We start from the raw sequence: 13,313 nt of genomic DNA, 5'->3' as shown, positions 1-13,313 counted from the left end.
CGTGAACAATTAACAAAAAAATTTGGTCAAACGACCAAGACGCGCAGTATATAGGAATTGGCCCGTTTATTCAAATACTTAGGCATTCCGGGGGCGAAGCAGATATGCCGTTCCCGACGAAGGAATAAAAATGAAAAAATCCGGATTCATCCCTGCTCTTGCCATTCTGCTCATGCTTGGCGGCTGTGCAGCCATCATGCCAGCCCCGGTGAATGTCGGTGACAGCGCTGCTGACGTGATAGCCAAACGCGGGGAACCGACGCATCGCATCAAGGACATCGGGGGCGGGGAAATTTTTGAATATGGCGCCGGCGCGTGGGGTCAAAAGGCGTATCTGGCGCGAATCGATAATGCCGGGCGGGTGACGTCCTTCGAACAGGTCCTGACCAATGAAAAATTCGCCTCAATCAAGGTGGACGAAGCCACCAAGGACTCCGTGCTCCGCACCATCGGTTATCCGATTGAGACCAGTTACCTGCCCCTTCGCGACCTTGAGGTCTGGACCTATCCTTACAAAGAAAGCAACGTCTGGAACTCCATGATGCATGTGCATTTCGACCGCTCCGGCGTGGTTCGGCAAATGATGAATGGCCCTGATCCACGCTTTGATCCCGACCTGCGCTTCCCATTCGCACGCGGCCTGCGCTAAAAGAAAAAGCGCCTCCATGAGGCGCTTCTTGCTGAGCTATCGGTTGGGGAAACCGTGCAAACTAATCACAACTGCGGATTGACGCGTTCCGCCTTGGATTGCAGCTTGTTTAATGCAGACAGGTAAGCTTTCGCCGAGGCCACAACGATGTCCGGATCGGCCCCGACGCCGTTGACAATCCGGCCTGACTTCGAAAGACGCATCGTCACCTCGCCTTGCGACTCGGTACCGGTGGTAATGGCATTCACCGAAAACAGCAGCAACTCAGCACCGCTCTTGGCCTCCGATTCGATCGCATGCACAGTCGCATCGACCGGACCATTGCCTTGGCCGGCGCAGGTCAGTTCCTTACCATCCATGGTAAATACCACTTTGGCTGTCGGCCGCTCGCCAGTTTCAGAATGCTGTGCCAGCGAGACAAAGCGGTAGAACTCTTTATCATGCGAGTGCTGCTCGTCGGCAACAACGGCAATAATGTCTTCATCAAAGATTTCAGCCTTGCGATCAGCAAGCTCCTTGAAGCGCGAAAATGCCGCATTCACCTCGGTTTCGGACTCCAGTTCGATCCCGAGTTCCTCAAGGCGTTGCTTGAACGCATTGCGGCCGGAGAGCTTGCCGAGGACAATTTTATTGGTGGTCCAGCCCACGTCCTCCGCACGCATGATTTCATAGGTGTCACGTGCCTTGAGCACACCGTCCTGGTGAATGCCAGACGCATGGGCAAAGGCATTTGCGCCCACTACCGCCTTATTCGGCTGAACGGCGAATCCGGTGATCTGCGACACCAGCTTGGATGCCGGGACAATTTGCGCGGTGTCGATCGACAGGTCGAGATTGAAATGGTCCTTGCGGGTACGCACCGCCATGACGATTTCTTCCAGCGCAGTATTGCCAGCACGTTCGCCCAAGCCGTTGATGGTGCACTCGACCTGACGCGCGCCGCCGATCATTACCCCGGCCAGTGAATTTGCCACGGCCATGCCCAGATCGTTATGGCAATGTACCGACCAGATTGCCTTATCCGAATTGGGGATGCGCTCGCGCAGAGTCTTTATCATATTGCCGTACAGCTCGGGGACGCCGTAACCGACAGTGTCAGCAAAGTTGATGGTACTGGCACCTTCGGCGATGACAGCTTCAATCACGCGGCACAGGAAATCCATATCCGAACGGCTGCCATCTTCCGGACTGAACTCGACATCGTCGGTGAACTGGCGCGCAAAGCGAACCGCCTGTTTGGCCTGCTCAAACACCTGGTCCGGCGTCATCCGCAGCTTCTTTTCCATATGCAGCGGCGAGGTCGCAATGAAGGTATGGATGCGCTTGCGCTCTGCACCGGCAAGGGCTTCCGCCGCGCGGGAAATATCGCGGTCATTCGCACGGGACAGGGAGCAGACAGTGGATTCCTTGATAATGCCGGCGATGGCCTTGATCGATTCGAAATCGCCAGGTGATGCCGCAGCGAATCCGGCTTCAATGACATCGACACGCAGTCGTTCCAACTGCTTCGCAATCCGGATTTTTTCATCCTTGGTCATCGAAGCGCCAGGCGACTGTTCGCCGTCTCGCAAGGTGGTATCGAAAATAATCAGTTTGTCGGCCATGCTGCACTCCTGTCAGGAAAATTCGGAAATCGGATCGTCGTCAATGGGTTTTCGCCTGCCCTTGCCATGAACGGCAGGGGCCAGAAACTACGCGAATTGTGGGGGTATGGGATTTAGCGCGCGTTAACGCACTAGTAGCAGCAGGCCTAGCAGGAGGCTGCCGGAAAAAGCGGATGCGGAAATGTGGATTTCGCGGGACATGCGAAAAACTATAAGCGGATTCATGGAAAAGTGCAATGCTTTGATGCATCCATGGCCCAAGGCGTTTCGTGGCGTCGTTAAAAGCGAAGACGCCGGCATGGCCGGCGTCTTCGCTTTTCACTATCTTTCCATCACATCAATCCTTGTGGTCCATTAAGTCATGCTCGGTGGTATCCACAATACTGACCGGCTTTCCCTTGAACAGCCGCCAGAAATAAATTACATAGCCGGAAAGCCCGTACAGCACGAACATGCCGAACAGGACCTTCGGCGGATCACTGGATATCAGTACAAATATCAGGACGATGACAAAGATGGCAATAAACGGTACCGATTTGCGAAAATTGATTTCTTTGAAACTATAGAACGGGACGTTAGTCACCATCGTCAGTCCAGCATACAAGGTAATCGCCCAAGCAAACCAGGTCAGATCAGTGCCGACAAAGCGCAGGTCATCCATCAGCCAGATAAATCCAGTCACCAACGCTGCGGCGGCCGGACTAGGCAAACCTTGGAAATACCGTATATCAACGACGGCGATATTGGTATTGAAACGTGCAAGACGTAGTGCCGCGCCAGCACAATACACAAATGCAGCCAGCCAGCCGAGTTTACCCATGCCGCGCAGCGACCACTCGTACACAACCAGCGCCGGCGCCGCGCCGAACGACAACATATCCGACAAACTGTCATATTGAGCGCCGAACTCGCTCTGGGTATTCGTGAGCCGGGCTACGCGTCCGTCCACGCTATCAAGTAGCATGGCAGCAAAGATGGCGACCGAAGCCTGATCGAACTTTAGGTTCATTGCCATGACAATCGCAAAGAACCCACAGAACAGATTGGCTGTCGTGAATGCATTGGGCAACAGGTAGATACCGCGACGACGCGGGACCTGTGCGACGGCAAGATTATCATCGTCGACGCCATCACGCTGTGCAGCGTGAATGGAAGCCCGCCTGCCAAAACGCGATGCCTTGGGGAATAACCCGGCGCTGCTTTTCGCCTTGCGACGATTGAAGGTTGCCATGCTGATTCCGTCTAAATAAAAGTAAAGATAAATAAGCTAATCAAATAGCGAGGCCAGAATTGTATCCCTACCGGATACTGCGACGCAGTGCCCGGGGTAACGATAGACGATACCGCCGTAAGGTAGGCATCATTTCTATTTCTGGAATCCGGCGTCACCGATTCTCAACCTGGCGGCACATGAGGAAGATTTGAATCAATACCAACCCCATCTCACACCCTGTACAAACGCATTCCGCATGTTGACCAGTACCACCCCGCGATAAGTTTCCCATTTCGCCATCAAGCCGCTGCGCATTTTTTGATGCATTTTGACAATGAAAATTCAGAGCGGGGTTATTCTAGACGACTGGGCATTAAATGTAACCTGCAAAATAAGTGTGCATGCTCATATTGAAGCCAATGTATATGCGTATGAGGGGTATCACTATCCCTGAAATCGAAATCCTTGTTTATCGAAAACGCACTTTGCCGACCACGCGCATGTTGAGTGTCGTTTCACCCGGCTCAAAGCTCGGTTCTTCCACTGGGGCAGCCTCCATGGCGGAAGCACGCATGTTTTTCGCCATCATCGCATCCTGCGGGGCGTAAGCACCCGATGCCTCAAAATCTACCGTCTCCATCGTTGCATCGGCGACGTTGCGCCCCATGGCCTTGGCAACCGCAGCCACTCGGTCAGTCAGATTCTGATATGCGGCGGCAATGCGTTGCTCTTCAAGCTTCCGATTGCTTGCCGGTGACAGACCAAAGGAAAGGCCGTTCAACGCGAGCAACTTTTGTGCAGCTGCGACCGTCTTCGGCAATCCCGCCAGATTCATTGTCGTCACATCAAGGTATTGGCCGACACGCCAGCCGACCGGCTGCCGTGCCTTGCTGGTCGTTCGCGGCTGTGCCTCGTCGGCATACACCGGGTAAGTGTAATAACCACGTGTTTTCAACTGTGCCTGAGGGTCTTCTTTGCGCACGATTTCCGTACCCTGCTTCATTTTTTGGTTGACGCGGGAAGCAGCGACTGACTTGTCCTTGTCCTGCTCCTCGATCATGAACGTCGCACGTGCCTCATCGTTTGGATAACGCACTTCGCCATAGGCGGGAATAATGACCAAAGTCCCTAACATCTGTGCAGAGGATTGGGGAGATACCGGGGTGGATGGCGCAGCCTGCTGCGCATAGGCACTGCTCAGGCAAGCTGAAAGCAGGCAAATCAGAAAACCAATCCGGGTACGTCGCATAAACACCTCCAAAAAAATAGGGCCGCACATTGCGGCCCCATGCATTTTACGCAATCACAGCGAATTGAATGTTTGCTGGATGGTAATGAGTGTCTGACACTGTTACAAGAACGTGAACGTCACCTGATTTTCTTAGTTCTTGGACTGGTCGACCAGTTTGTTCTTTTTGATCCACGGCATCATTGCACGCAGCTTTTCACCAACTTGCTCGATCTGGTGCTCGGAAGTCAGACGGCGGCGGGAAATCAGCGTCGGTGCACCAGCCTTGTTTTCAAGGATGAAGCTCTTTGCATACTCGCCGGTCTGGATGTCCTTCAGGCACTGACGCATGGCGTTCTTGGTGTCTTCGGTGACGACACGCGGACCGGTCACATACTCGCCGTACTCAGCATTGTTGGAGATCGAGTAGTTCATGTTGGCGATACCGCCTTCATAGATCAGGTCGACGATCAGCTTGAGTTCGTGCAGGCACTCGAAATAAGCCATTTCCGGTGCATATCCGGCTTCAACCAGCGTCTCGAAGCCAGCCTTGATCAGTTCGACGGTACCGCCGCACAGCACAGCCTGCTCGCCGAAGAGGTCAGTCTCGGTCTCTTCACGGAAGTTGGTTTCAATGATGCCGGCACGGCCGCCGCCATTGGCCATTGCGTACGACAGGGCGATGTCGCGGGCGCTGCCGGACTTGTCCTGGTACACGGCGATCAGGTGCGGCACGCCGCCACCTTGGGTGTAGGTGCCACGAACGGTGTGGCCCGGGGCTTTCGGCGCAACCATGATGACGTCGAGGTCGGCACGCGGCACAACCTGACCGTAATGCACGTTGAAGCCGTGAGCGAATGCGAGCACAGCGCCCTGCTTTGCGTTCGGCGCGACGTTTTCGTTATAGACCTGGGCAATGTTCTCATCCGGCAGCAGGATCATGATGACGTCGGCAGCCTTGACCGCCTCATTGACTTCCATGACGTTCAAGCCGGCGTTCTTTGCCTTTTCCCACGAAGCACCACCCTTGCGCAGCGCGACGGTGACCTTGCAGCCGGAGTCGTTCAGGTTCTGCGCGTGTGCGTGACCCTGGGAACCGTAGCCGATGATCGTAACGTTCTTGCCTTTGATGAGGGACAGGTCGCAGTCTTTATCGTAGAAAACTTTCATGTATCTTCCTAACAGGTAATGATGGTGTTATTGGTTGCAATATCAGACTTTGAGAATGCGCTCGCCGCGGCCGATGCCCGAGCCGCCGGTACGGACGGTTTCGAGGATGGCGGTACGGTCGATCGATTCAATGAAGGCATCGAGCTTTGATTTGTTACCCGTCAGTTCGATGGTGTAAGTCTTCTCGGTGACATCGATGATGCGACCGCGGAAGATATCCGCGGTACGCTTCATTTCTTCGCGCTCCTTGCCGACGGCACGGACCTTGATGAGCATAAGCTCACGCTCGATGTGCGCGCCTTCGGTCAGGTCGACCACCTTGATCACTTCGATCAGGCGGTTCAGGTGCTTGGTGATCTGTTCGATCACATCATCCGAACCGCTGGTGACGATGGTCATGCGCGACAAGGTCGCATCTTCGGTCGGTGCCACGGTCAGGGTTTCGATGTTGTAGCCGCGGGCCGAAAACAGGCCCACCACGCGCGACAGGGCGCCCGCTTCATTCTCGAGCAGTACAGAAATGATGTGACGCATTACAGATCCTCCGAACCCAGAAGCATTTCAGTCAAGCCCTTGCCGGCTTTCACCATCGGCCAGACGTTTTCTGTTTGATCCGTAATGAAGTTCATGAACACCAACCGGTCCTTCATGCCAAATGCCTCTTTCAGCGCACCTTCGACATCGCCCGGATTTTCGATCTTCATGCCGACGTGGCCGAAAGCTTCTGCGAGTTTGTTGAAGTCCGGCAAGGAATCCATGTACGACTCGGAATAACGCGAGCCGTAATCGATCTGCTGCCACTGGCGCACCATGCCGAGGAAGCGGTTGTTCAGCAGGATGATCTTTGGCGTCAGGTGATATTGCTTGCAGGTCGCGAGTTCCTGGATGCACATCTGGATCGATGCTTCACCAGTGATACAGGCCACTGTTGAACCCGGGTTGGCCATCTGCACGCCCATTGCGTATGGCAGGCCGACGCCCATGGTGCCCAAGCCACCGGAATTGACCCAGCGACGCGGCTTGTCGAAGTTGTAGTACTGCGCTGCCCACATCTGGTGCTGGCCAACGTCGGAAGTAATAAAGGCATCGCCCTTGGTTACTTCCCACAGCTTCTGCACCACGGCCTGCGGCTTGATTACGGTATCGGAAGTATCAAACTTCAGGCACTCGCGGCCACGCCATTCATTGATCTGACGCCACCAGGCAGCGAGCGCATTCGCATTCGGCTTGGATTCAGCGGCGTCAAGTTGCGACAGCAATTCGACCAACACGTCCTTGACGTTGCCGACGATGGGGATGTCCACCTTGACGCGCTTGGAAATCGACGACGGGTCGATGTCGATGTGAATGATCTTGCGCGGATGCGATGCGAAATGTTTCGGGTTGCCGATCACACGGTCATCGAAGCGCGCGCCGATGGCGATCAGCACGTCGCAGTGCTGCATGGCCATGTTGGCTTCATAAGTGCCGTGCATGCCAGGCATGCCGACGAACTTGTCGCTCGACGCCCTGTAGCCGCCGAGACCCATCAAGGTGTTGGTGCAGGGATAGCCGAGCTTGTCCACCAGCTTGTTGAGTTCGCCTGACGCGTGCGCAAGGATCACGCCGCCGCCGGTGTAGATCATCGGGCGCTCGGCGTTCAGCAGCAACTGCACAGCTTTGCGGATCTGGCCCGCGTGGCCCTTGTCAACCGGCTTGTAAGAACGCATTTCGAGTTCTTTCGGATACTCGAATGCCGTCTTATGCATGCTGATGTCTTTGGGAATATCGACCAGCACCGGACCGGGACGGCCGGTAGTGGCGATATAGAATGCTTTCTTCATCGTCGAGGCGAGGTCCTTGACATCCTTGACGAGGAAGTTGTGCTTGACGCACGGACGGGTAATGCCGACCGTGTCGCATTCCTGGAATGCATCCTGGCCGATCGCGCTGGACGGCACCTGACCGGAAATGATCACCATCGGGATCGAATCCATGTAGGCGGTGGCCAGACCGGTCACCGCATTGGTGACGCCGGGGCCGGAAGTAACGATCGCGACGCCGACCTTTTGCGAACTGCGCGAATAAGCGTCGGCCGCGTGGATCGCCGCCTGCTCGTGGCGTACCAGGATATGCTGGAATTTGTCTTGATTGAAGATTGCGTCGTAGATGTAGAGGACTGCACCGCCCGGATAACCGAATACGTGCTCAACACCCTCTTCTGCGAGGCAGCGGACGACGATCTCCGCGCCGGTGATTTCATTGCTACTCATTGCCTGGTTCCTTTCAAGGTCCATTGGAGATTGATCGGATGCTCTTTCCTTGCGAAGTCGCATGGGATAACAGGGCCGGGGCTTCCCTTCTTTGTGCGGTCACGCCACCTCGTTGCGCATCCGTAGATGCGATTCAAAATGACGCTTAACGCGACTCGTTCAGCCGGGGTATCTGAAATACCGTTACGAATTTCTCACGCTTGTGGCGTGGGTTAGAGCAAACAGCTTTTTAGGTAAAGCGCGTCTTGCCATTAAGCGGCATCATGCGCCGCGGGACAAGACAATTCCTTCAGGTGAGAAGGGAGTGATACGTTAATAGCTCACACTCTTTTGGTCAAGCTAAATTCCATTAAATCCGTTAGAAATCAAGCGGTTTCCGCAAAAACTATGCACAATACAAGGCTTTTTTGCTAGCATGCGCACTGTTTTACGGGTATCCCGTCCGCAAAGCAACCCACCCTTTTCAGCGCGCCCTCGGCGGCCGCCCAACTTCCAGGCATCCATAGAAAACCCGCCGCATCGAATGGCAACCGACAAAGAACTCTCCGACTTCCTCGAAAGCGTGGAACGCCGGGCCTTCAAACAAGCCGTGTACGCGGTCAGGAAGGATGAGTCGGCGCTGGATATTGTCCAAGATGCAATGATCAAGCTGGCCGAGAAGTATGGCGACAAGCCGGCAGCCGAATTGCCGCTGCTTTTCCAGCGCATCCTCCAGAACACTATCCACGACTACTTCCGGCGTGAGAAAGTACGCAGCACTTGGGTCAGCCTGTTTTCCTCGCTAGGGAGCGATAACGCGGATGCCGACAACTATGACGTTCTGGAAACCTATGAGGCCGAAGAAGGTTCGCAAGCCGCCGAGTCCAGTGCCGACAAGGTCGAGCGCGATCAGGTGCTGGCAGTTATCGAACAGGAAATACAGAAGCTGCCGGGGCGTCAACGGGAAGCTTTCCTGATGCGTTATTGGCAGGATATGGATGTAGCCGAGACCGCCGCCGCAATGGGGTGCTCGGAAGGCAGCGTCAAAACGCACTGTTCGCGTGCGACGCATACGCTGGCCCAGGCGTTGCGAGCCAAAGGAATCACCTTATGAATACCAGAGAAATCAATTTTGCGTACAAGGTACGCCACGCACTGAACGAGAACCTTGACAATCTGCCACCGTCGACCACCGACAAGCTTGCCAATGCACGCAAACTGGCACTCTCCCGCAAGAAGAAGTCATCCCCGCTGCGCGCCATCGTTCCGCAAGCGATCCTGTCCGGCCAGGCGGGAACGGGTTTCCTCGGCAGCCGGCTTTCCTGGCTGGCACGAATGGGCGTCGCCCTGCCGCTGGTGGTACTGGTTGTCGGCCTGACCGGCATGTATCAATACGAGCAAAAGCGCCGCATTGCCGATACAGCGGAAATCGACGCTGAAGTTCTGTCGGATGAGCTTCCCTTGTCTGCTTACCTTGATCATGGATTCAATGCTTTCCTCGCGAAGCGAGGCGATTGAGATGACCGGTAAGACTTCATCTCTCGCCGCCCGCACCATGCGGGCGGCGTTCATTTCAGTGACTGCGGTTGCCATTGCAGCAACGACGCTCACAGCTATAGCAGCATCCACCGACACTCCGAAGGATGCCGCTGCACTTGCTCCTGCTCCTGCTCCTGCGCAAGCGGCGACTGCGCACGTAGTGAACGGCACACCGGCATCCCCTTCCACAAAATCCCCGGTGGCCGTCAAGCCGCTATGGGCGGAGCTCACTCCTGCGCAACAACAGGCTCTCGCGCCCCTGGGCGGGGAATGGGACAAGATGGACGGCTTTCGCAAGAAAAAATGGCTCGCCATCGGCAACAAATACGCCTCCATGAATCCGGATGAACAGCAGCGCGTACAGGAACGCATGCGCGACTGGGTCAAGCTGACACCCGAACAGCGGCGCACCGCGCGTGAAAGCTATGCGCGCGCCAAGGAACTTGGACCAGACAAGAAGAGCGAGGAGTGGCAGCGTTATCAGCAGTTGCCGGATGAGCAGAAAAAAAAGCTTGCTGAAGCTGCTGCTTCAAAGAAGAAAGTGACCACCCTGCCCTCACCCAGCGCCCAGAGTGCAGCAAGCAAAACCATTCCTCCAATCAAATCGGCACCCAAACCGGTTCTCGAGCAATCCGTGACGCCCCAGGCAACCACGCAATCCGCGATTCCACCCGCTACTCAACCCTCCAAATAAGTACAAAGTTGAACACTACCGCACTACCTTCACTGAGGCGCCGGCTCGCCAGCATGTTGTATGAATCCATGCTGCTGTTCGGCGTCGTCTTCGTTTCCGAATGGCTCTTTTCCACCATGCTTGAGCAACGGCACGCACTCTATCTGCGCAACATTTCGCAGGTTTGGCTGTTCCTGGTGATCGGCGTGTATTTTGTCTGGTTCTGGACGCACGGCGGCCAGACTCTGGCCATGAAAACCTGGCGTATTCAACTGGTCACCTTCGACGGCAATGCAATCGGCTTCAAGCGTGCTGTGGGACGCTACCTCCTGGCGTGGATGTGGATATTGCCGGGATTTGCTGCAGCATGGGCTACCGGCGCCAAAGGCTGGATGCTGATCCTGATCCCGGCTGCCAATGTCCTTCTGTGGACACTTACGGCCTTACTTGATCCTGACCGCCAGTTTCTGCATGACCGCATCGCAGGTACACGTGTAATCGGCGTACCCGATCAGGCTGTGAAGTCGAAGGCGACGGTTTAGGTCGGACTCGACGTTGCACCGCAAACAGGAACTCGCCTCAAAAGACCACCTGGATGCCATATCGGATGCGGCGTGCAGGTGCCGGCAGAGGAAAGCCATTAATGCGCCTGATAATAATTTTAGGCGCAAGAGAACTCGCCATTGGGCATGAAGCTTCAATCTAGAGTCCGGCCTCTAGACTGCATAAAAAACTCGTGCCCTCATTGGAGTACACTCGATCAAACCCATTTCCGATCGAGACATGGCAGGCACTTTTCCCCATCCATCCCGTCGCAGCTTCCTCAAGGCCGGCCTGATCGGCACACTGGCACTCACGACTGCCGGCGGAATTTACCGCGTATTGCAGCCATCTGTCGCATCCACGCGTTTCATTCTGGATGATAAAGCGCGATCCGCGTTAACGGCTATCGCGCCGGTCATGATCGGCAACGTCGACGCCGCGCTCGCGGATCGGGATCGTGCCGTTTCCCTCGTGAGCGAAGCAATTGCCGGCTTGCCACTCACCACGCAAAAAGAAATTCAGGATTTGTTTGCATTGCTGACCCTCGGCCCTACGCGCCGCTTTCTCGCCGGCGTGCCGGATGAATGGGACAAAGCACGTCCGGAAGACGTCGCAGCATTCTTGCAAAGCTGGCGTCACAGCCGGATCGGCTTACTGCAGACCGCTTACCACGCATTACATGACCTGATCATCGGGCCCTGGTATGCCGACGCGTCCAACTGGGCATCGATCGGTTATCCGGGCCCGTTAAAAGAGTTGAGCTGAATTGTTTGAATCAAGTCCGGGGCCTGCATGACATCAACAGTTTCCTCACCTGTTATTCCCGATCCGATCCAGGCAGGACTTGTCGTCGGCTGGAACGTGATCGATGCTTCGACACTGACAACTGACCGCACATTGGAAGCGGATGTTGCGATTGTCGGCACGGGTGCAGGCGGCGGCGTGACGGCTGAAATCCTCACGCTTGCCGGCCTCAATGTGGTGTTGATTGAAGAAGGCCCTCTCAAGTCGTCACGCGATTTCAAAATGCGCGAAGCTGATGCGTATCCGACCCTATACCAGGAATCCGCCGCACGCAAGACAAAAGACAAAGCCATCAATATCCTGCAGGGGCGCAGCGTGGGGGGTTCAACGACGGTTAACTGGACATCGAGCTTTCGAACGCCGCCGGCCACGCTCGCCTATTGGCAAAAAACATTCGGCTTGCAAACGTATTCAGCGGAGGCACTAGCCCCTTGGTTTGCAATGATGGAACGCCGCCTTCATATCGGCACGTGGACCGCGCCGCCAAATGAAAACAATGATCTGCTACGCCGTGGCGCGACGCAACTCGGCATTCCTGTCGGCGCTATCCTGCGCAACGTCAAAGGCTGCTGGAACCTCGGTTACTGTGGCATGGGCTGTCCGACCAATGCCAAGCAGTCGATGCTGGTCACCACAATTCCCTCCGCGCTGTCACACGGCGCATCCTTGTTGACCCGGACGCGTGCAGATAAGCTTCAGTTCAGCGGCGACAAGGTCACCGGCTTGTCCTGCACGGCAATGAATGCAAGCGGCCTGGCGACCACCGGGCGAACCATTCAGATCCGCGCCAAACACTATGTGGTTGCCGGAGGCGCCATCAATTCGCCGGCACTTCTGATGCGCTCAAAAGCACCTGACCCGAACGGGTTGCTGGGTAAACGCACGTTCTTGCATCCCACGCTTATCTCGGCCGCATTGCACGATCACCAGGTTGAAGGCTTTGCAGGCGCACCGCAGACAATTTACTCTGATCACTTTCTGGAGACGCAGCCGATCGATGGACCAATAGGGTACAAGCTTGAAGCACCCCCTCTCCACCCGCTATTGTTTGCATCCACGATGAGCGGGTTCGGGAAACAGCATGCTGACATGATGAAAGAGTTTGCCCGGACGCATGCCTTGCTGGCCCTATTGCGCGATGGCTTCCATCCGGACTCCCCTGGAGGTTCCATCGCATTGCGTAACGATGGTTCGCCTGTACTGGATTATCCGATCTCGGATTTTGTCTGGGACGGTGTCCGGCGGGCCATGCTGAGCATGGCGGAGATACAATTTGCAGCCGGGGCCAAGGCCGTGTACCCGGTCCACGAGCAAGCGGAAGGCTATTCGAGCTGGAGCAGCGCTCGCACAGCGATTGAAAATCTGACCTACGCGCCCCTGAAAACGCGTGTCGCATCGGCCCACGTCATGGGTGGCTGCGCCATGTCCGACGACCGAAAGCTGGGGGTAGTCTCCTCACAGGGGCGCTATCACAATGTTGCCAATCTGTCGGTTCACGACGGCTCCTTGTTTCCCACATCAATTGGAGCAAATCCGCAGTTGTCGATCTACGGAATCACCGCTAAGCTGGCAAGCGGGCTGGCTACCGAACTGACGGGAAAGCCGGCGCCGCCGTTGACTACATTTTGACGCATGGTTTCACGGATTACACGATACTTA

Annotated in this window: 13 protein-coding genes; 7 read left to right on the top strand and 6 right to left on the bottom strand. The window is 55.7% G+C overall.

The window, feature by feature from the left end; translation table 11 throughout:
- The first annotated feature begins 130 nt into the window (after positions 1 to 130).
- Positions 131 to 649 (top strand): hypothetical protein, encoded by a 519-nt coding sequence (locus ACFQUU_RS03100; protein WP_382242511.1) that lies wholly within the window; start codon positions 131 to 133, stop codon positions 647 to 649.
- A 65-nt stretch (positions 650 to 714) separates the two neighbouring features.
- On the opposite strand, the gene ACFQUU_RS03095 is transcribed toward ACFQUU_RS03100, so the two are convergent.
- The 6 genes from ACFQUU_RS03095 to ACFQUU_RS03070 all read right to left on the bottom strand — a co-directional run bounded on the left by ACFQUU_RS03095 (position 715) and on the right by ACFQUU_RS03070 (position 8,116).
- Complete coding sequence (locus ACFQUU_RS03095) at positions 715 to 2,253, bottom strand: 2-isopropylmalate synthase (RefSeq protein ID WP_382242509.1); 1,539 nt, start codon at positions 2,251 to 2,253, stop codon at positions 715 to 717.
- 337 nt (positions 2,254 to 2,590) lie between these two features.
- Entirely contained in the window at positions 2,591 to 3,484 is an 894-nt protein-coding gene (gene pssA, locus ACFQUU_RS03090; protein ID WP_382242506.1) for a CDP-diacylglycerol--serine O-phosphatidyltransferase, read from the bottom strand.
- Between the two features lie 451 nt (positions 3,485 to 3,935).
- Complete coding sequence (locus tag ACFQUU_RS03085) at positions 3,936 to 4,715, bottom strand: SIMPL domain-containing protein (protein ID WP_382242503.1); 780 nt, start codon at positions 4,713 to 4,715, stop codon at positions 3,936 to 3,938.
- A gap of 132 nt (positions 4,716 to 4,847) precedes the next feature.
- Positions 4,848 to 5,864 carry a ketol-acid reductoisomerase gene (gene ilvC, locus ACFQUU_RS03080; RefSeq protein WP_382242500.1) on the bottom strand — a complete coding sequence of 339 codons (1,017 nt, stop codon included), beginning with the start codon at positions 5,862 to 5,864 and terminating at the stop codon, positions 4,848 to 4,850.
- Positions 5,865 to 5,906: 42 nt separating this feature from the next.
- Positions 5,907 to 6,398, bottom strand: coding sequence for an acetolactate synthase small subunit (gene ilvN, locus ACFQUU_RS03075; protein WP_057291644.1), 492 nt, complete (start codon positions 6,396 to 6,398; stop codon positions 5,907 to 5,909).
- On the bottom strand, positions 6,398 to 8,116 hold the full coding sequence (locus ACFQUU_RS03070) for an acetolactate synthase 3 catalytic subunit (RefSeq protein WP_382242496.1): 1,719 nt from the start codon (positions 8,114 to 8,116) through the stop codon (positions 6,398 to 6,400). The genes ilvN and ACFQUU_RS03070 overlap by 1 nt, the downstream gene beginning before the upstream one ends.
- A gap of 523 nt (positions 8,117 to 8,639) precedes the next feature.
- Here ACFQUU_RS03070 and ACFQUU_RS03065 point away from each other — a divergent pair.
- The 6 genes from ACFQUU_RS03065 to ACFQUU_RS03040 all read left to right on the top strand — a co-directional run bounded on the left by ACFQUU_RS03065 (position 8,640) and on the right by ACFQUU_RS03040 (position 13,283).
- The gene (locus tag ACFQUU_RS03065; RefSeq protein ID WP_382242493.1) at positions 8,640 to 9,209 is read left to right on the top strand and encodes an RNA polymerase sigma factor; all 570 of its coding nucleotides are present in this window, start codon (positions 8,640 to 8,642) and stop codon (positions 9,207 to 9,209) included.
- Complete coding sequence (locus ACFQUU_RS03060) at positions 9,206 to 9,613, top strand: DUF3619 family protein (RefSeq protein ID WP_382242490.1); 408 nt, start codon at positions 9,206 to 9,208, stop codon at positions 9,611 to 9,613. Before ACFQUU_RS03065 ends, ACFQUU_RS03060 begins: the two co-directional genes overlap by 4 nt.
- 1 nt (position 9,614) lies before the next feature.
- Entirely contained in the window at positions 9,615 to 10,328 is a 714-nt protein-coding gene (locus ACFQUU_RS03055) for a DUF3106 domain-containing protein (RefSeq protein WP_382242487.1), read from the top strand.
- Positions 10,329 to 10,336: 8 nt separating this feature from the next.
- Complete coding sequence (locus ACFQUU_RS03050) at positions 10,337 to 10,849, top strand: RDD family protein (protein WP_382242484.1); 513 nt, start codon at positions 10,337 to 10,339, stop codon at positions 10,847 to 10,849.
- A 241-nt stretch (positions 10,850 to 11,090) separates the two neighbouring features.
- Positions 11,091 to 11,615 (top strand): twin-arginine translocation signal domain-containing protein, encoded by a 525-nt coding sequence (locus ACFQUU_RS03045; protein ID WP_382242481.1) that lies wholly within the window; start codon positions 11,091 to 11,093, stop codon positions 11,613 to 11,615.
- A 27-nt stretch (positions 11,616 to 11,642) separates the two neighbouring features.
- Entirely contained in the window at positions 11,643 to 13,283 is a 1,641-nt protein-coding gene (locus tag ACFQUU_RS03040) for a GMC family oxidoreductase N-terminal domain-containing protein (RefSeq protein WP_382242478.1), read from the top strand.
- Positions 13,284 to 13,313: the final 30 nt, after the last annotated feature.

The organism is Herbaspirillum sp. GCM10030257 (assembly GCF_042666555.1).
GTDB lineage: Bacteria > Pseudomonadota > Gammaproteobacteria > Burkholderiales > Burkholderiaceae_D > Noviherbaspirillum.
This window is presented reverse-complemented; position numbering and strand designations above follow the sequence as displayed.